At 67.9% G+C, this 16,767-nt stretch carries 17 protein-coding genes; 9 read left to right on the forward strand and 8 right to left on the reverse strand.

All coding sequences use genetic code 11. The features are described from left to right. Positions 1 to 89: 89 nt before the first annotated feature. On the reverse strand, positions 90 to 329 hold the full coding sequence (locus ABTW65_RS26845; protein ID WP_350665887.1) for a glutaredoxin family protein: 240 nt from the start codon (positions 327 to 329) through the stop codon (positions 90 to 92). Between the two features lie 57 nt (positions 330 to 386). On the opposite strand from ABTW65_RS26845, the gene ABTW65_RS26850 reads away from it, so the two are divergent. The 3 genes from ABTW65_RS26850 to ABTW65_RS26860 all read left to right on the forward strand — a co-directional run bounded on the left by ABTW65_RS26850 (position 387) and on the right by ABTW65_RS26860 (position 3,560). Then, positions 387 to 1,286, forward strand: a complete 900-nt coding sequence (locus ABTW65_RS26850) for an HAD family hydrolase (RefSeq protein WP_350665888.1) — start codon at positions 387 to 389, stop codon at positions 1,284 to 1,286. Between the two features lie 158 nt (positions 1,287 to 1,444). Further along, positions 1,445 to 2,227 (forward strand): sigma-70 family RNA polymerase sigma factor, encoded by a 783-nt coding sequence (locus tag ABTW65_RS26855; RefSeq protein WP_350665890.1) that lies wholly within the window; start codon positions 1,445 to 1,447, stop codon positions 2,225 to 2,227. 142 nt (positions 2,228 to 2,369) lie between these two features. After that, positions 2,370 to 3,560 carry a DUF5667 domain-containing protein gene (locus tag ABTW65_RS26860; protein WP_350665892.1) on the forward strand — a complete coding sequence of 397 codons (1,191 nt, stop codon included), beginning with the start codon at positions 2,370 to 2,372 and terminating at the stop codon, positions 3,558 to 3,560. 101 nt (positions 3,561 to 3,661) lie between these two features. Here the strand turns inward: ABTW65_RS26860 and ABTW65_RS26865 are convergent, their stop codons facing one another. The 5 genes from ABTW65_RS26865 to ABTW65_RS26885 form a co-directional block, all read right to left on the reverse strand. Then, complete coding sequence (locus tag ABTW65_RS26865; protein WP_350665894.1) at positions 3,662 to 4,618, reverse strand: lysophospholipid acyltransferase family protein; 957 nt, start codon at positions 4,616 to 4,618, stop codon at positions 3,662 to 3,664. Beyond that, positions 4,611 to 5,630 carry an NAD-dependent epimerase/dehydratase family protein gene (locus tag ABTW65_RS26870; RefSeq protein WP_350665896.1) on the reverse strand — a complete coding sequence of 340 codons (1,020 nt, stop codon included), beginning with the start codon at positions 5,628 to 5,630 and terminating at the stop codon, positions 4,611 to 4,613. The genes ABTW65_RS26865 and ABTW65_RS26870 overlap by 8 nt, the downstream gene beginning before the upstream one ends. A 14-nt stretch (positions 5,631 to 5,644) precedes the next feature. Further along, positions 5,645 to 5,746 (reverse strand): 30S ribosomal protein bS22, encoded by a 102-nt coding sequence (locus ABTW65_RS26875; protein WP_008356322.1) that lies wholly within the window; start codon positions 5,744 to 5,746, stop codon positions 5,645 to 5,647. A 184-nt stretch (positions 5,747 to 5,930) separates the two neighbouring features. Then, positions 5,931 to 6,134: a helix-turn-helix domain-containing protein gene (locus ABTW65_RS26880; protein WP_008356311.1), complete on the reverse strand. Its 204-nt coding sequence runs from the start codon at positions 6,132 to 6,134 to the stop codon at positions 5,931 to 5,933. A 209-nt stretch (positions 6,135 to 6,343) separates the two neighbouring features. Beyond that, on the reverse strand, positions 6,344 to 7,549 hold the full coding sequence (locus tag ABTW65_RS26885) for an acetoin utilization protein AcuC (RefSeq protein ID WP_350665900.1): 1,206 nt from the start codon (positions 7,547 to 7,549) through the stop codon (positions 6,344 to 6,346). A gap of 181 nt (positions 7,550 to 7,730) precedes the next feature. Here ABTW65_RS26885 and trpS point away from each other — a divergent pair, with 181 nt between their 5' ends. After that, positions 7,731 to 8,708 (forward strand): tryptophan--tRNA ligase, encoded by a 978-nt coding sequence (gene trpS, locus ABTW65_RS26890; RefSeq protein WP_350665902.1) that lies wholly within the window; start codon positions 7,731 to 7,733, stop codon positions 8,706 to 8,708. 98 nt (positions 8,709 to 8,806) lie between these two features. Here trpS and ABTW65_RS26895 read toward each other — a convergent pair whose 3' ends face one another. Further along, entirely contained in the window at positions 8,807 to 10,258 is a 1,452-nt protein-coding gene (locus ABTW65_RS26895; protein WP_350665904.1) for an MFS transporter, read from the reverse strand. Between the two features lie 223 nt (positions 10,259 to 10,481). After that, the gene (locus ABTW65_RS26900) at positions 10,482 to 11,939 is read right to left on the reverse strand and encodes an alkaline phosphatase PhoX (RefSeq protein ID WP_350665906.1); all 1,458 of its coding nucleotides are present in this window, start codon (positions 11,937 to 11,939) and stop codon (positions 10,482 to 10,484) included. A 368-nt stretch (positions 11,940 to 12,307) separates the two neighbouring features. Here ABTW65_RS26900 and ABTW65_RS26905 point away from each other — a divergent pair, with 368 nt between their 5' ends. From ABTW65_RS26905 to ABTW65_RS26925, 5 genes are read left to right on the forward strand one after another with little or no spacing between them, the layout of a single operon-like run. Continuing rightward, positions 12,308 to 13,489 (forward strand): hypothetical protein, encoded by a 1,182-nt coding sequence (locus ABTW65_RS26905; RefSeq protein ID WP_350665908.1) that lies wholly within the window; start codon positions 12,308 to 12,310, stop codon positions 13,487 to 13,489. 28 nt (positions 13,490 to 13,517) lie between these two features. Beyond that, positions 13,518 to 14,054 carry a hypothetical protein gene (locus tag ABTW65_RS26910; RefSeq protein ID WP_350665910.1) on the forward strand — a complete coding sequence of 179 codons (537 nt, stop codon included), beginning with the start codon at positions 13,518 to 13,520 and terminating at the stop codon, positions 14,052 to 14,054. An 8-nt stretch (positions 14,055 to 14,062) separates the two neighbouring features. After that, the gene (locus ABTW65_RS26915) at positions 14,063 to 14,731 is read left to right on the forward strand and encodes a vWA domain-containing protein (protein WP_350665911.1); all 669 of its coding nucleotides are present in this window, start codon (positions 14,063 to 14,065) and stop codon (positions 14,729 to 14,731) included. Further along, positions 14,728 to 15,735 carry a protein phosphatase 2C domain-containing protein gene (locus tag ABTW65_RS26920; protein WP_350665913.1) on the forward strand — a complete coding sequence of 336 codons (1,008 nt, stop codon included), beginning with the start codon at positions 14,728 to 14,730 and terminating at the stop codon, positions 15,733 to 15,735. Before ABTW65_RS26915 ends, ABTW65_RS26920 begins: the two co-directional genes overlap by 4 nt. Then, entirely contained in the window at positions 15,732 to 16,682 is a 951-nt protein-coding gene (locus ABTW65_RS26925) for a hypothetical protein (protein WP_350665915.1), read from the forward strand. Before ABTW65_RS26920 ends, ABTW65_RS26925 begins: the two co-directional genes overlap by 4 nt. The last annotated feature ends 85 nt before the right edge of the window (positions 16,683 to 16,767 follow it).

The following is a 16,767-nucleotide window of genomic DNA, read 5'->3' on the forward strand; positions in this document are numbered from 1 at the left end:
GTGAGAACAAACTCGGAGACCGTCGGCTAGCACACGTGTTTGCGGAGTTGGCAGAGGGGGGTTGTTCAGGGTATTGGGCCAATCGACAGTTATTCTGGGGAGCGCGCCAGCGCTGTCCTCAGCCGCTCCTCGGAGACACGCCAGAAGTCGTGCTGCTTCCCGTCGACGTACGTGACGGGCACCTCGTTCGTGAATCGCTCGCGCAGTTCCTCGTCGGCGTCGATGTCGACCTCGGTGTAGTCGTCCCCGACCACCTTCTCGAGGACCAGCCGAGCCTCGTCGCACAGATGGCAGCCCTGACGGGAGTAAAAGGTCACACGCGGTTCCATCCGACCATCTTGACACCTAGGTCCCCTCACGGCGTCCGGACCACTACTGTTGGCGAAATGAGCAGCGCCAGCGACCGCCGCCGTGCCGAGTTGCGGCGAAAAGACCTCAAACGCCGCTCGGCTCTCGCCGGCGAGGCATCAGCCGCGGCCGCGGAGATCGAGGCCTGGCTCTATCCGACGGCTGGAGACCCGACGGCGGCGGCCTTCTTCGACGTGGACAACACGATCATGCAGGGCGCGACGATCTTCCATCTGGCCCGCGGCCTGCATCGGCGCAAGTTCTTCCGTACGCGGGACATCGCCTCGGCCGCGTACAAGCAGGCCTACTTCCGGGTGGCCGGGGTCGAGGACCCGGCCCACATGGAGTCGGCGCGCTCGTCGGCGCTCTCGTTCATCCGCGGCCATCGCGCCGAGGAGGTCGAGAGCCTGATGGAGGAGATCTTCGACGAGGGCATGGCCCACCGGATCTGGCCCGGCACCCGGGCCCTCGCGCAGACCCATATCGACCAGGGGCAGCGCGTGTGGCTGGTCACCGCGGCGCCCGTCGAGGCCGCGCGGGTCATCGCCCGGCGGCTCGGGCTCACCGGCGCGCTCGGGACGGTGGCGGCCACCGAGGACGGCGTCTACACCGGCGAGCTGGTCGGCGAGATGCTCCACGGACAGGCCAAAGCGGAGGCGGTCAAGGCGATCGCCGCCCGGGAGGATCTCGATCTTTCACGCTGCGCGGCGTACTCGGACTCCTACAACGATCTGCCGATGCTGTCGCTGGTCGGGCATCCGTGCGCGATCAATCCGGACGCGCGCCTACGCGCCCACGCGCGCGAGAAGGGCTGGCCGATCCGTGACTACCGCACCGGGCGCAAGGCCGCCCGGGCCGGCGTGGTCACCGCGGCGCTGGGCGGTGCGGCCACAGGGGCGATCGCGGTGGCGATCGCACTCCGCGGACGGCGGGACTGATCACGCCGTTGGCGACCTGTATGCAGTGCCGGGTATTCGTCGCTCTGTCAGGAAATTGCCAACACACGCCGAGGCAACTTCGGCTCGGGACCTGACATCGGGATGCCCTAACCCGTAAGGTTGGGCTCGCTCAGGGGGAGTCTTCGGGAGGGACCCACATGTCGCGCCGCGCCAATGACGTCCATCGTCGCTTGGATGCGCTGCGCGCTGCGGTAGAGCTCTTGATGAACGAGGGCTACGAACCCGCCTACGCCGGCGTTGCCGGTGCATCCGGTCCGCTCGCCGAGCCAGAGCGTCGCGGCTCGGGGGGCACTCACGAGTCCAAGCCCCGCTCCGACAACGAGCCGGACGACGACGCCGAGCTCGCCACCTCCTCGGAGGAGAGCGAGGCCGACCGCACCCGGCTGATCGCGCTCGTCGAGCTCGCCCGCAAGGGCGACAAGGAGGCGTTCGGCCTCCTCTACGACCACTACCACGGCGCGGTCTACCGGTTCCTCTTCTACCGGACCCGCTCCACCCAGGTCGCCGAGGACCTGACCTCGGAGACGTTCTTCCGGGCGCTCCGCTCGATGACCGGCTTCCGCTGGCAGGGCAAGGACTTCGGCGCCTGGCTGATGACCATCGCGCGCAACCTGGCCACGGACCACTTCAAGGCGGGACGTACGCGCCTGGAGATGACCACCGAGGACATGGGCCAGCACGACTCCTCCTCGGACGGGCCCGAGAAGATCGTGATGGCCGGGATCACCAACGAGATGCTGCTCGGCGCTCTCTCCAAACTGCCGGACGAGCAGCGCGACTGCATCATCATGCGTTTCCTCCAAGGGCTGTCAATCGCGGAGACAGCCGCTATCCTCGGGCGCAGCGACGGAGCCGTGAAACAGCTCCAGCTGCGCGGGATTCGCAATCTCGCCAAGCAGATGCCTGACGGGATCCGCTGATGACTGTGTTCCGCACCACCTTGAATGCTCGACCGGTTGCCGTAACCCGCGGCCGGGGCGACTCGTTGTCCGACATGGCAGCACCTTGTGTGCAGCTGTTTCGACGAATCCCTGACAGCCGATACCGAGTAGGAACCCCCCGATGAGCCCGGCATTCCCGGCGCGAAAGCGCGCCGACGAGTTCGACCGAATGGTCGCGGCTGCTGCCGCGACGGATCGGCGTGCCTCGCAGTCTGCCGACGAGCTTCGTGATCTGGCCGTCTTCGCTTCGTCGCTCTCCACTCTCAGCGACTCCGCTGTCCCCAGTCGCGACTTCTCCGTCTCCCTCCGCGAGCGCCTCATGGAGGCCGCCGACACCGAGCTGGTGCCCGCGCCTCGCATCGAGAAGACCGTCGAGCGCAAGCTCACCGTCGGTCCCGTGCGCAGGCCGCGCCGGCAGCGCAAGCTGGCCGTCGCCTTCGCCGCGATGGCGATCGTCGGCGGCACCGCGGGTGCTGCGGCTGCGTCCCAGACCGCTCTGCCCGGCGACTCGCTCTACCCGGTCAAGCGTGCCGTGGAGAACGTCTCCGCCGGCTTCACCGTCAGCACCCAGGCCCGTGGCATCCGGATCCTCGAGGACGCCGGCACCCGCCTGCGCGAGGCCGAGTCGCTGGTCGCCGACGCGCCGATGACCGACGCCGAGCGGGTCACCTCGACGCTCGAGACCTTCTCGCGTCAGGCCGCGCACGGCTCCGACCTGCTGATCAGCGACTTCGAGCAGTCCCAGGACAACGACTCGCTCGCCCAGCTGCGTACGTTCGCGGCCGATGGTGTCGAGGAGCTGGCCGAGCTGAGCCCGAACGTGCCCGAGCGGGCCGAGCCGGCCGTCTCCGACGCTGCCCAGACCCTCGTGCTGATCGACCAGGCCGCCGCCCAGCTCTGCCCCACCTGCGAGGGTGGCATCACCGAGCTTCCCGCGACGCTGGTCTCCAGCCTCACCTCCGACATCGACGGGCTGCTTCCGGCCGACACCGTCGTCGAGGCCGAGGCGCTGCCGCCGCTCACCCAGGACGACAACGCCCTCGACCTGCCCTCCATCGACCCCGACAAGATCGGTCCCGGCTCGGTGACCGACCCCAAGGGCGAGAAGGACGAGGCGGAGAAGCCCTCCGAGGAACCGGAAGAGGACGGCAGCATCCTGCCGACCCCCTCCACCCCCTCCGACGGCGATCCCTCCGAGGACCCGGACACCGGCACCGGCACCGTGACGGACCCCGTCACCGGTCTGGTCACCGGCGTCACCGGCCTGGTCGGCGACGTGCTCGCCGGAGCCACCGGCCTCCTCACCCCGTAACCCGGGCCGAAGCGTCACTGGCGTCGGTCGAGTTGGCACAGGCGTGCCATCTCGACCGGCGCGGCTGACTTCTCGGCCGGCGGGGGTGACGTCTCGGAGGGTCAGCCGAAGACGGAGGCGCGCTCGCCGAGCAGGCGGTAGAGCGTCTGCTGGATCGTCTCGCGCACCTGGTCGGTGACGTTGAAGACCAGCATCGGGTCGTCGGCCTCCGAGGCGTCGTACGCATCGGTGCGGATCGGCTCGCCGAACTCGATCAGCCACTTCGACGGGAGCGGGATGAGACCCAGCGGCCCGAGGAGCGGGAAGAACGGCGTGATCGGCAGATAGGGCACGCCGATGACCTTGGCGAGGGCCGGGACGTTGCCGACCAGCGGGTAGATCTCCTCGGCGCCGACGACGGAGAGCGGCACGATCGGGACGCCGGTGCGCAGGGCAGAGGAGACGAAGCCGCCGCGGCCGAAGCGCTGGAGCTTGTATCGCTCGCTGTAGGGCTTCCCGATGCCCTTGAAGCCCTCGGGCCATACGCCGACCAGCTCGCCGTTGCGCAGCATCCGCTCGGCGTCCTCGCTGCACGCCAGCGTCGCGCCCGCCTTACGGGCGATGTTGCCGACGATCGGCAACCGGAAGACCAGGTCCGCGCCGAGCGGGCGCAGGTTGCGACCGAGCTCGTCGTGGATCGAGACCATCGTCATCAGGCCGTCCATCGGGATGGTGCCGGAGTGGTTGGAGACGATCAGGGCGCCGCCGTCGGTCGGGATGTTCTCGATGCCGCGCACCTCGACCCGGAACCACTTCTCCTTGATCGGCCGCAGCACGGCCAGCATGAAGCGTTGGGTGAGCTCGCGGTCGAAGCCGTATTCGTCGACGGAGTATTCGCCGGAGATCCGGCGGCGCAGGAACACGATGAACCGAGCGAGCTGTTCCTCCCACTCGGCACCGAAGACCTCTTTGGCGGCACTCTCGAGAGCCGCGGCCCAGTCGGCCGCGGGGATCGCCCGCAGCGGGTGGCGCTCACGCGCCGTGGTGCCGGTGAAACCCTGGGCGGGGGACTCAGTCACCGGGCGCTCCTGTCAGTCGGCTCTCCAAGGCGGCCAGCGCACGGTCGGCACGGTTCGCGGACGGCATCACGCTGTCCGCGAAGTCTACGACCGTCTCCTCGGTGGTGTATCGCGGTTCGAAGCCCAGCAGGGAGCGCATCCGCGTGGTGTCGACGCCGCGACCGTAGGTCAGCAGCGCCCGCAGCTCAGCGGGATACTCGCCGCCGCCGAACCTCGCCAGGCCGAACAGGGGCTCGGGGATCGGTACGGTCATCCGCTGCAGCCGCCGTGCGACCTGGGAATGGGTCAGTACGCCGTCGCCGGCAACGTTGAACGTGCCGGGGACCCCGGTGCGTACGGCATGCTCCAAGACGCCGTAGAGGTCTTGCTCGTGGAGGAACTGCAGGCGCGGGTCGAAGCCGAGCACATTGGGCACGACGGCGCGCCGGAAGTGGGACGCGATCGGGCTGACCACGCTCGGTCCGAGGACGTTGGCACAGCGCAGCACCGTGACGGCGATGTCCGGGCGACGACGGGCGAAGCCGCGTACGTAGGACTCGATGTCGGCCGCGTCTCGGGCATAGCCGGAGGACGGGGTACGCCGCGGCTCCATCGATTCGGTGAACATCGCCGGGTCGCGGCTGCTCGCCCCGTAGACCTGAGTCGTGGACTTCACCACGACCTGGCGCAGGGACGGCGCGGTCTGGCAGGCCGCGAGGAGCTGCATCGTCCCGATGACGTTGAGCTCCTTCATCGTCGAACGACCCCCGGTGGTGCCGGGGGTCGCGATGACGCTGAGGTGGACGACGGTGTCGACCTCCTCCTTGGCGATCACCTTGGCGATCACCGGGTTGCGGATGTCGGCTCGGACGAATCCGACCTTGCCGATGTCCCCGCGAGGCGGTGCGACATCGACGCCGATCACTCGCTCGACGTTCGGGTGGCGGGCGGCAGCGCGCGCGAAACGGCGCCCGAGGTCACGCGAGACCCCGGTGACCAGGAGGACCCGACCGGGTCCGGTGCGTTCCGCCACCTACGCCACGAACGTCACTTGCCGAGCTTGCGGCGCTGGACGCGAGTCTTCTTGAGCAGCTTGCGGTGCTTCTTCTTCGCCATGCGCTTGCGACGCTTCTTGATGACAGAACCCACGGGGAACCCTTCACGATCGTTGCAGAGAATGCCGGCCCTGTGCCGACGCGGCCACTTACCGCAGCGCGCGGCAAACAGACCTAGGGGGTAAGACTAACGAAGCCAGGGCACCCACAGAGAATCGGTGACCCGATGTGACCGGTGTTGCCCCCGCGCCCTACGTGCAGGGCGCGGGGTCCGACAACTAGCCCGCGTTGTAGAACGAGCTCTTGAGGTATTCGTTCGCGTCGTCCTCCCGAACCCGGAAGGAACGACCGACACGTACCGCAGGCAGCTCGCCCGAGTGAACCAACCGGTAGACCGTCATCTTGGATACGCGCATCATCGACGCAACCTCGGCAACGGTCAGGAACTTGCTGTCAGAGATGTCTCCAGAAGGAGTAACCATCTGCTTCCACCGTTCTCTCTCGAGTGATCGCGACGCCGGCGGCTTCCCCACCGCCGGTCCAAAACGCGATCCCAAAGTGAGAATAGGGCCTGATGTGACTGATGGGGAAGGGGACACCCCTGAGAATCTCACATACCACCGGCGTGTCGAGTTGCATTTGGGCGCGACGAACTGCGGTTTCTAGACCGTCCCGAAACTATGTGACCGGGCTACGGCATCGGGTCGAGCCCGTGCAGCGGGAACACCGCTGTGCGAGTCGCGTGGACCTGCCGGTCCAACCACGTGCCGGGGTCATATCCGCTCCCCCAGTCGCGGTAGGCCGGTTCACGTCCGTCCGTCATGCGCAACGGTGCGACCCTCCCGAGGCGCGTCTGCACGTGCTCACGCCAGCCACCTGGCACGTCGAGCGTCGGCTCCAAGGGATTCCCCGACACTAGCGCAAGAAGGTGCGTCCATGCGCGTGGCACGACGTCTACGACCGCATAACCACCGCCGCCGAACGCCACCCACTTGCCCGCGCACACCTCGTGGGCGAGCTCGTGGAGCGCAACGTACGCCGCCCGCTGGCCGTCCACGCTGAGCGCGAGGTCGGCGAGGGGGTCGTCGGTGTGCGAGTCGCAGCCCTGCTGGGTCACCAGGATCTCCGGCTGGAACTCCCGGATCAGGTCGGGCACGACGGCGTGGAAGGCGCGCAGCCAGCCGTGGTCGGCGGTGCCGGGCGGCAGCGCGACGTTGACCGCGCTCCCCTCGGCTTCCGGCCCGCCGACCTCCTCGGCGAAGCCGGTGCCGGGGAAGAGCAGCTGGCCGGTCTCGTGGAGCGAGATCGTCAGGACGCGCGGGTCGTTCCAGAAGGCCCGCTCGACGCCGTCGCCGTGGTGCACGTCCACGTCGACGTACGCGACCTTCTTCACGCCCTGGTCGAGGAGCCACTGGATGCCGGCGGCGACGTCGTTGTAGATGCAGAACCCAGCGGCGCGCCCGCGCATCGCGTGATGGAGGCCGCCCATGATGTTGGCGCTGTGCAGGCTCTCGCCGGAGTAGACCTGGCGGCAGGCCTCGATGCTCGCGCCGACGATGTGGGCGCTGGCGTCGTGGATGTGCGCGAAGACCGGGTCGTCCTCGGTGCCGAGGCCGTGGGCGAGGTCCGACTCCCCGCTCCGGCCGGCCTTCATGACCGCCTCGATGTAGCTCTCGTCGTGGATGGTGAGCAGCTGCTCCGGGGTGCCCATCGGCGCCTCCACGACCTTCAGATGCTCGAGTACGCCGAGCTCGCCGGCCAGGCGCATCGTCAGGTCCACCCGGATCGGCGCCATCGGGTGAGTCGGGCCGAAGTCGTAGTCGGCCAGGCTCTCGTCGAAGACGACCGTCGAGTGCCCCTGGCACGAGGTCGGCCACGTGGTCGGCGGAGTCGTCATGGGCCACACGGTATCCGTGACGTGTGCGACACTGGAGAGGTGTTCAGCATTCGTTCCACCCAGTGGTGGTCCGCCTCTTAGGCGGTCCACCCGATTGTTGAGCACTCACATCAGGCCGCCCACGGGCGGCCTTTCTCGTTGATCGTCGCTGACCCGTGGGCCTCACCACGAAAGGTCCACCATGACCAGGCGACTCTCCCTCATCACACCCTCCGGCCGACTCACCCTCGGCAACCTGCTCGGCGCGCTGCGGCCGATGCGATGTATCGAGCCTGTCGAGATGGCCGCCACGGCCGACTCGGACGCCTTCTACGGGCTCTCCGACCTGCACGCGCTGACGCTGCCGCACGAACCATCGGTGCTGCGTACGCGGACGGAGGAGATGGCTCTCCTCCTGATGGCGTCCGGGCTCGAACCGGCCACGTTGTTCATCCAGTCCCACGTCCCCGCGCATCGATCGCTCAGCTATCTGCTCGAGTGCGTGGCACACACCGGCGAGCTCGGCCGGATGATCCAGTTCAAGGAGAAGTCGCGCCGTGTGGGGGCATCGGTGCGCGCCTCGCTGTTCACCTATCCGGTGCTGATGGCGGCCGACATCCTGCTCTACGGAGCGACCGAGGTGCCCGTCGGTGACGACCAGCGCCAGCACGTCGAGCTCGCCCGGGACATCGCGATCCGGTTCAACACGACGTACGGCCGGGTCTTCTCCGTCCCTCAGGCGGTGCACCCCGAAGCCGGGGCTCGGATCATGGATCTGGCCGAGCCGACGCGCAAGATGTCGAAGTCGGCCGGCGACACGCATCCGGGGTCGATCTTCCTGCTGGACGATGCCGATGTCGTACGTCGCAAGGTGGCTCGTGCGGTCACCGACTCCGCCGGGGACGTCTCCCGCGACGAGGAGCGGCCGGGGGTCACCAACCTGATCGACATCCTCGAGGCCTGCGGCGGATCGGCCGCTGGGCTATCGAACTACGGAGGCCTGAAGGCCGCGGTCGCCGACGCGGTCATCGCCGAGCTCGAGCCGATCCAGAAGCGCTACCGCGAGCTCGCCGCCGACCGGGCGCACGTGACGGAGGTGTACGCCGCCGGCGCCGAGAGGTGCCGCCAGGCGACCGCTCCGGTCCTGGCCGCGGCAGAGGCGGCGATCGGTCTGGCTTGAGCCTCCGACGGGGTGTAACACGTCGTTCGTCGGACTCTTCGCCCTTCCTGACAGGGCGATGAGTCCGACGAACAGCGTGTTACCCGGGGCTGGCCCGCTCAGATCCGTACGTCGGCCAGCTCACCTACCCGCGCACCTTGCGGCCGCAGGTAGACCACGAAGGTCACCAGGGCGCAGATGGCGTAGAAGATGGTGAAGGCGATGAACGCCGACTTCGTGGCGTCGAGGGGGTTGTCGACCCAGGGGCTGTTGAAGGCGATCGGGATGAGGAAGCCGCCGATCGCGCCGACGGCGCCGATGATGCCGACCGCGGCGGAGGACTTCTTGGTCGCGCCGACGAGTGCGGCGTCCCGCTCGGTGGTGCCCGGCGTGGTGGCCATCTCGGCCTCACGACGGAAGATCGACGGGATCATCTTGTAGGTCGAACCGTTGCCGATGCCGGTCGAGGCGAAGACGAGCATGAAGAAGCCCAGGAAGACCGGGAACCAGGACTGGTTCTCGAACGCGATCGCGGGGGTCGCGTCCGGGTTCGGGGTGAGCTGCATCAGGGTCCACAGCACCCCGAGGGTGAAGACGACCAACCCGATGAACGCGCCGAGGGTGACCTTCGCGCCGCCCCAGCGGTCGGCCAGCCAGCCGCCCAGCGGCCGGGTCGCGGAACCGATCAGGGCGCCGAGGAAGGCGAAGTAGGCGAAGTAGATGCCGGTGCCGAGGGGCGCCGGCTCGGGCACCCAGAAGTTGAGCTTGATCAGCAGCGGCATCGCGGCGGAGTAGCCGATGAAGGAACCGAAGGTGCCGATGTAGAGGAACGACATGATCCAGGTCTGCTTCGACTTCACCACCGAGAGCTGTTCCTTCGGGGAGGACTTGGCGTCAGTGATGTTGTCCATGAAGAAGAAGGCCGCGAGGATCGCGATGACGGCCAGCGCCGCGTAGACGAACGCGGCCCGCTCGAGGTGGATGCCGCCGTCGGAGGCCTTGATCAGCCCGAAGATGCCGGCACCACCGACGATGACCGGCAGCAGGAACTGGATGAGCGCGACGCCGAGGTTGCCGCCGGCGGCGTTGAGGCCGAGCGCGGCGCCCTTCTTGGCGGAGGGGTAGAAGAAGTTGATGTTCGCCATCGAGGAGGCGAAGTTTCCGCCGCCGAGACCGGCGGTGGCGGCGATGACGCAGAAGACCCAGTAGGGGGTCGCCGGCTGGGTGACGGCGTACGCGAAGCCGAGGGTCGGTACGAGCAGCAGCGCGGCCGACATCATCGTCCAGTTGCGACCGCCGAACTTCGGCACCGCGAGGGTGTAGGGCACCCGGAGCAGCGAGCCGACCAGGTTCGGGATGGCGATCAGGAAGAACAGCTGGCTCGGGGTGAAGTCGAAGCCCTGGGCGACCAGGAAGGCCGAGGAGACCGACCAGATCAGCCAGACCGAGAAGCCGAGGTGCTCGGCGAAGATCGACCAGATCAAGTTGCGGCGAGCGGTCTTGGCTCCGGTCTCCTCCCAGAAGGTGGCGTCCTCCGGACGCCAGTCGTCGATCCAATAGCGGCGGCTCATGGTGGGCTCCTCAGTGCGGGGCAGTCGGCGAGATATCACCCACCATCGCCAGCCCACGTTTCAGCAGCCGCCAACCCTCGCGTGCATGCCCGTCAACTTCCGCTCACGGTCTCACAGACCTCACAACCTCACCTCCGGCGTCTCGGGAGACGGCTGCAGCAGACGTACGTGGCGGGCGGCCCGAGCCGCCCGCCGCGTACGTCTGGTCTCTGATCCGCAGGCCTCAGCCGAGGTAGCGCTCCCACGGGCCGGTGATGGCCAGGGTGTAGCCGGGGTCCTGCAGGTTGACGAAGAGGACCTTGCCGTCGGGCGAGAAGCACGGCCCGCAGAACTCGGAGTCGTTGAGGTCGTTGCGGGCGATGGCGTACGCCGGCCCACCAGGGAACGCGCCGAGCACGTGCGAGGCGCCGGAGCCGTCCTCGGCGAGCACCAGCGAACCCCAGGGGGTGACGGTGACGTTGTCGGGGCCGTCGAAGGTGAGGTCGCCGTACTTCGGCGCCGGGGCATCGTCCTCGGACTGCGTCTGGTGCGGGAAGTACGTCACCAGCTGGATGGTCTCGGCCGCGTAGTCGTAGAACCAGACCATGCCGTCGTGCGGGCTCGCGTCGGCGGGCATGTCGCCCTCCTCCCACGCGTAGGAGTTGACCACGTAGACACCCGCGTCGGTGCCCCACACGCCCTCGAACTTGCGGCCGCGGGTGATCTCGCCGTCGGCGAACTGCTCGCGGCACGGCGTCTCCTGGGCGTCGCGCTCGGGGACGGTCTTCCAGGTGACCTTGAACGGCTGACCCATCTGCGCGGAGGTCAGGTAGGCCACGTCGGGCAGCACCGAGCCGTCGGGGAGGATGATCTGCATCGCGGCGAGCGTGCCGGCGTCGTCGGCGAGCTCGGTGAGCACGCCCGGGCCGAGCCGCACCCCGGCCGGGGCGGTCCAGCGGTAGAAGAGCCCGTTGGGCTCGTCGGCGTCCTCGGAGAGGAAGACCTTGGTCCGGGTCTTGTCGATCGCGAGGGCCTCGTGGTCGTAGCGACCGAATGCCTTGATCGGGCGCGGGTCGGCCGAGCCGTCGGCCCAGACCTCGAAGACGTAGCCGTGGTCCTTCTCGTAGACGCCCTTGGCGCCGTCCTCGCCCTCCCACTCCTCGCCGGCGTCGTTGACGGTCTCCTCGCAGGTCAGCCAGGTCCCCCACGGCGTCGGGCCGCCGGCGCAGTTGGTGGAGGTGCCGGAGATCGCGACGAACTCACCGAAGTTGGCGCCGCCCGCGTCGGTGGTGATCACGGTGCAGCCGCCCGACGGCGCGCCCGGGTCGTAGACGGTGCCCTCGACGAGCGGCACCGGGATGCCCTCGCCGGGCTCGATCTCGTGGTTCTGGATGAGCGTGTAGCGCCCACGCCGGCCCCCGAGCACCATCATCCCGTCGTGGTTCGACGGCGTCTTCTCCCCCGTCTTCAGGGTGGTCTCCCCCGCGGACGTGACGATGGCGTACGCGAACCCCTCGGCCAGCGCGAGGATCCCCTTGGGGTCGTCCACGAGCGGCGGGAACGGCTCGCGGGCGCGCTTGCGTCCCGGGGTGCCGGGCCGCGCCGGCTTCGCCTCGGCAAGAGCGGGAACGGCACCGGCGACGGCCAGGCCGACCCCGGCCGCGGCTCCTCCGGTGAGCAGGGAGCGTCGAGTTGCGGACATGGGTTGGTACTCCTCGGAGCTTGGTAGGGGATCCCGAGACAGGTCTCAGCCCTTTACCCAAGCCAATCCGCAACACCTGCGCGCCCGTCCGAGGTGAACCTCAGGCAACGGCGGCGTGAAACGTACCCGCGTACCGAAGATTGATGGCGTCCTACCGCTTCATCTGGGCGTCCGCGACTCGAACCCGCAGCATCTGACGCGATGGGACGGAGTTGCCCACGAGGCGTATCCGGGAGCGATCGCTCCGGCCCACTCCCGATGTGCGGCCGCGGCGCGAACCGATCGGCTGCACCTCGGACGCATGTGCCGGCGGCTCCGGCACATGTCTTTCGGCGTCTTCGGCCGATTTGTCTCTGGAAAGGACCTGAGTGAAAGACACTCGTACGGACGTCGCAACCAGACTCCGAGAGTTTGCCGAGAACCCGCTCTACGCTCCGCGTTCAGATGACCTGCGTTCGCTGGCGGACTCGCTCACCGATGATGAGGAAGACAGCTGGGTCGGCATCGATCTGGTCAGATCGTTCTCCGGCGGATCGATCCTGATGCCACGGCACCAGGCCTGGCTGGGAACGATTCTGGGGCTGCTTGCCGGAGCATCGGTGTTCTTTCCCGTCGCCTGGACATGGTGGAGCCTGTCTGCAGCGACGAACGCTTACGACTCGCTGCTTACGAGCGGCACCGAGCGTGGGCGTACGTTCCTGGCACTGTGGACGGTCGGGTTCGACGGAGAGCTGAGTGGTGCTCACCGGCTCTTCCCCATGGCGATCGTGTCGGTGTCCCTGGTCATCCTCGCGATCCTGCTCGTGGCGGCGCACCGGATGGTCGCTGAGCGTGACGATGCCCGGCACGACGACGAGCTCGCTCGACTCGAGGCTGCGCTCCAGTCCGCGCTGACCGCCGCCCAGCGTCTTCTCAACGAGCGGCGGGTCGACAGTGCCGACCACATCGAGTCGTTGGTGAAAAGGTCCGTTCGCCAGTTGCGAGAGGCACACGAGAACACGCGGATCGGCACCGCAGAGCTGAAGAAGGCTGCGGACCAGCTCGGGCGGACGATCCCGCCGCTGCTCACCTCCGCCACGACTGCCGCATCCGATCTTTCAGCAGCGGTGCTCGCAACGCAGACGATGCAAACTGACCTGAAGGACATGCTCACGGAGCTGCGAGCTGCCGTCGTGACCCACTCCGAGGATCTTCAGAGCGGCACGGCGAAGTCTCTGGCGGACCTCGGCGCCACTGTCGGTGGCCACGTCGGCAGCCTCGGGCACGTCACGCAAAAGGCGCTCGACGGCCTGTCCACGGAAGTCAGCAAGGTCGCGGACAGGACCGACACTCTGGGCCAGGAGCTCCACGACCTCTCCTCCGGACACGCCACTGCAAGCGCCGGTATCTCTGCTGCTCTGGACGATGTTCAGAAGGCCATCCGAAGCCTCGACGGCATGCTGGCCGGTCACGACAGTGCCATGCAGGCTCAGGTCAGCGAGCTCTCAGCTGCTCGTGACGCCGCTGAGCGGATGCTGCATCAGCTCGAGCTGAATCTGGTGGCACGATGACTGCCCCGGCATGGGCGGTCTGACCAGCATGCGTCGACGCCAGGTCTCTCGGCGGAGCAGGATCCTCTCCGGCGAGTCAATCGCAGGATGGGTCTTCGCGGACCTGCTCCTCGTGCTGTTCGTCGTAGGACTGGCGAGCGCAGTCCCGGAGGAACCGCCAGAGCCCACCTTGGAGCCGACCCGATCACCGGAGCCGAAGATCGTCGGGATGGAGACCGTGCCGGCGAAGATCACGATCCGGTTCAACGCCGCCGACCTGGGCTCCGGCGGTGAGTCCGCCAGAGCAGAAGCGCGACACGTGTGCGCAGCAGTACGCAAAGCAGCCGTCAAGATGCGCGGTCAACGTGCCGCGCTAGTGCTGATCTTCGGCGGAGCGCCTGAGGCCACACCCGCCCAACGCGCCGCTCGTGCCGTCGGCAAGCAGCTGACGTGCGCTGATCCGAACCTCTTCCCTGCAGGTACGCCACGACGCCCGTTCTGGGACGGCGGCCTGGCCTACGGCCAGGCACGCCTCGAGGTTTTCCAATACACCACTGAGGACTTCGCGCCGGAGGGCGCGGGTTAGGAGAAACAATGGGACAGCAGATCCTGCCCTTCTACCTCGTCTGTGACGAATCCGGTTCCATGGCCGGCGAGCCGCTCGACGCGATCAACAAGGCCCTTCCTGAGTTACATCAGGAGATCGGCCTCAACCCGGTCGTGGCCGACAAGACCCAGTTCGCCATCATCGGTTTCAGCGACAGCGCCGAGGTTCTGTTGCCGCTCTCTGACCTGAGCCAGGTGACTCAGCTGCCACTATTGGAGACCAAGGTCTCGACGAACTTCGCCGCCGCCTTCCGGTGTGTGAAGGAGCAGATCGAACTCGATGTCGCCCGGCTGAAGGCAGCCGGCCACATGGTCTACCGCCCGGTGGTCTTCTTCCTCACCGACGGGCACTCGACGAGCAACTTCCGAGACGAGTGGGAGGCGCTGACCGAGTCGGCCTTCGCGTACCGCCCGAACATCGTCTCCTTCGGACTCGGCAAGGGTGTCGATGAGGACACCATCACCTCGATCGCGAACTTCCGGGCCTTCCTCGACGACGGCACGATGTCGCCGGCGCAGGCGCTTCGCGAGTTCGCCGTGGCCCTGACGAAGTCGATCGTACGCAGCGGCAGCACGACATCTCCAAGCGGCGGAATGACGCTACAGACCCCTGACGAGGTGCCCGGGTTCAAGAACCTCCCGCTGGACGCGCTGTGACCCACGGCCACGCCGACACGGCGCCAGAACCTGTCATCGACTCGGAGGCGGACTCGCGCGCCGACCCGGTCGCCGATCCCCTCAACGATCCGATCACCCAGCCGATCCCGGTGACCATGGCGGACGACAGGCCCACCTTCGAGGATCCGGAACAGGACGAGGACGGATCATTCAGGTTCGGTCCGCGAGCAGCGCTCCGTCCCGTTCCAGTGTCGCTTCCACAGCGGGCCGCACGACCGGGAGATCACGTACCCGATACCGAGGCCGACTGGCTCGACACGCATGGCCTCTGTGTCCGGGCCGTCTCTGTGCGGGGACACTCCCATCGATTCCTCGGCGAGATCCGCCAGGACTCCTTCGCTATCGGGCTCACGGATGAGTACCTGGTCGTCGCGGTCTCCGACGGAGTCGGAAGCGCCGTGAATTCGCACCGAGGGTCGGCGTTCCTGGCTCATCACGCCGTCGGCCCCCGAGGAATCGCCGACGCGGTACTTGGATCTGTCGAGAACGGTGCCGAAGCGGATCTCTCCGGCCTCGCCTCGTTTCTGATCCACGAAGCGGCCCGCGACGGCGTCGCTCCAGATACAGTCGCGGCCACCCTCATCGTCGCGCTGATCGGACTCGAGGAGACCGACGGCGACGGCCGCGAGGTCGTCGTGGCGCAGATCGGAGACTCCACGGCCTGGGTCACCACCGCCGACGGCTGGGAATGCCTCGAAGACGACCCCCAATCCGGTAGCGGTCCCCTGAGCACCGACGTCTTGCCGATGCCACATCACACCCGGGCCACGATCAGGCGGCATAGCCTTCGGCGCACCGAGACGCTGGCACTCGTCTCCGACGGCGTAGGCAACATCCTCAGTGCGAACCAGAGCTTCGGTCATGAGCTCGGCGTGATCTGGGAGAAGTGCGCGCCCACACCTTCTACGCTCCTCTCGCTGGTGGACGCAACCGTGAAGTCGTACGACGACGACAGAACCTTTGTCGGGGTGCGGTTCGGGTGACGGCACCTGTGCAGCTCTCCTCGCTGAACCTGGGTGACCAGCTGGCCGAAGGTGGCCAAGGGGCTGTCCACGAGCTCTTGGACCAACCGGAACTGGTGTTCAAGCGCTATCTGTATCCGGACTCCCCGGCCTTCCGGCCTGACGCTTTGCAGCGGCTCGTCGACTGTCGACCCTCGATCGCGTTCTCCGGCCGGTCCGTCGACGAGTTCGCCGCCTGGCCGACCGCCGTGGTCAACGACGGAACCCGCACCGTCGGGTTCCTGATGCGCCGCGTACCTACTGGCTTCACGCTCGCGATCGGGGGCAAGGTACTCCTCGCCGACCTCAGCTACCTCGCCACTGAGCCGAAACCGATCTGGGGCGACGTCGACCTTCCCGGTATGTCCGAGAAGGTCCAAGTGCTCCAGCATCTTGCGGGCGCAGTCGATGCCTTCCACGCCCGGCAGATCGTCGTCGGCGACATCTCCTACGCGAACGTCCTGTGGAGCCGCGACCCGCAGCCGCGGGTGATGCTCATCGACTGCGACGGGATGCGCCACGCGGGCATGGAGTCAGTGCTGCCGCAGGCAGACACGCCCGACTGGGAAGATCCCATGCCCCCTGCGGGATATGCACCTGGTCCCGACCAAGATCGCTACAAGCTGGCGCTGGCGGTGCGGCGGGTCCTGACGAGCAGTCTCGACGCACGGCTGACGTCCAGTTCGCCGGACCTGAGTGAGGTTGGAGGAGCCGGCCCGAAGCTCGAGGCGCTGCTCGCGCGGGCGGCGGGTCCCGCCGGCACCCGGCCGAGCGCGCGCGAATGGTTCGACGCCCTGTCAGGTCGAGCCACCCAGCCCGTACGACAGGGAGAACGGCGTGAGATCGATGCGCCTGCCGCACGACCCGACCTGCTCACTTCCAGCACCAGTGAACGGAAGTTCCGTCCGGTCACCCCGCCGGGGAGCTGACCGTGACCTGGATCCGTCGCCTGATCCGGGCAATGCTCGGACGCCCACCCACACCCGGCCGCCAACCCACGCCGGCGCGGAGGGC

This window comes from Nocardioides sp. NPDC127503, from assembly GCF_040302165.1.
Taxonomy (GTDB): Bacteria; Actinomycetota; Actinomycetes; order Propionibacteriales; family Nocardioidaceae; genus Nocardioides.

What these genes read in the sequence shown, in the direction of transcription:
- trpS (WP_350665902.1), top strand. Translation starts at nt 7,731, where the DNA reads ATGACCAGGCGACTCTCCCTCATCACACCCTCCGGCCGACTCACCCTC.
- ABTW65_RS26910 (WP_350665910.1), top strand. Translation starts at nt 13,518, where the DNA reads ATGCGTCGACGCCAGGTCTCTCGGCGGAGCAGGATCCTCTCCGGCGAG.
- ABTW65_RS26855 (WP_350665890.1), top strand. Translation starts at nt 1,445, where the DNA reads ATGTCGCGCCGCGCCAATGACGTCCATCGTCGCTTGGATGCGCTGCGC.
- ABTW65_RS26895 (WP_350665904.1), bottom strand. Translation starts at nt 10,258, where the DNA reads ATGAGCCGCCGCTATTGGATCGACGACTGGCGTCCGGAGGACGCCACC.
- ABTW65_RS26880 (WP_008356311.1), bottom strand. Translation starts at nt 6,134, where the DNA reads ATGGTTACTCCTTCTGGAGACATCTCTGACAGCAAGTTCCTGACCGTT.
- ABTW65_RS26850 (WP_350665888.1), top strand. Translation starts at nt 387, where the DNA reads ATGAGCAGCGCCAGCGACCGCCGCCGTGCCGAGTTGCGGCGAAAAGAC.
- ABTW65_RS26900 (WP_350665906.1), bottom strand. Translation starts at nt 11,939, where the DNA reads ATGTCCGCAACTCGACGCTCCCTGCTCACCGGAGGAGCCGCGGCCGGG.
- ABTW65_RS26860 (WP_350665892.1), top strand. Translation starts at nt 2,370, where the DNA reads ATGAGCCCGGCATTCCCGGCGCGAAAGCGCGCCGACGAGTTCGACCGA.
- ABTW65_RS26885 (WP_350665900.1), bottom strand. Translation starts at nt 7,549, where the DNA reads ATGACGACTCCGCCGACCACGTGGCCGACCTCGTGCCAGGGGCACTCG.
- ABTW65_RS26845 (WP_350665887.1), bottom strand. Translation starts at nt 329, where the DNA reads ATGGAACCGCGTGTGACCTTTTACTCCCGTCAGGGCTGCCATCTGTGC.
- ABTW65_RS26915 (WP_350665911.1), top strand. Translation starts at nt 14,063, where the DNA reads ATGGGACAGCAGATCCTGCCCTTCTACCTCGTCTGTGACGAATCCGGT.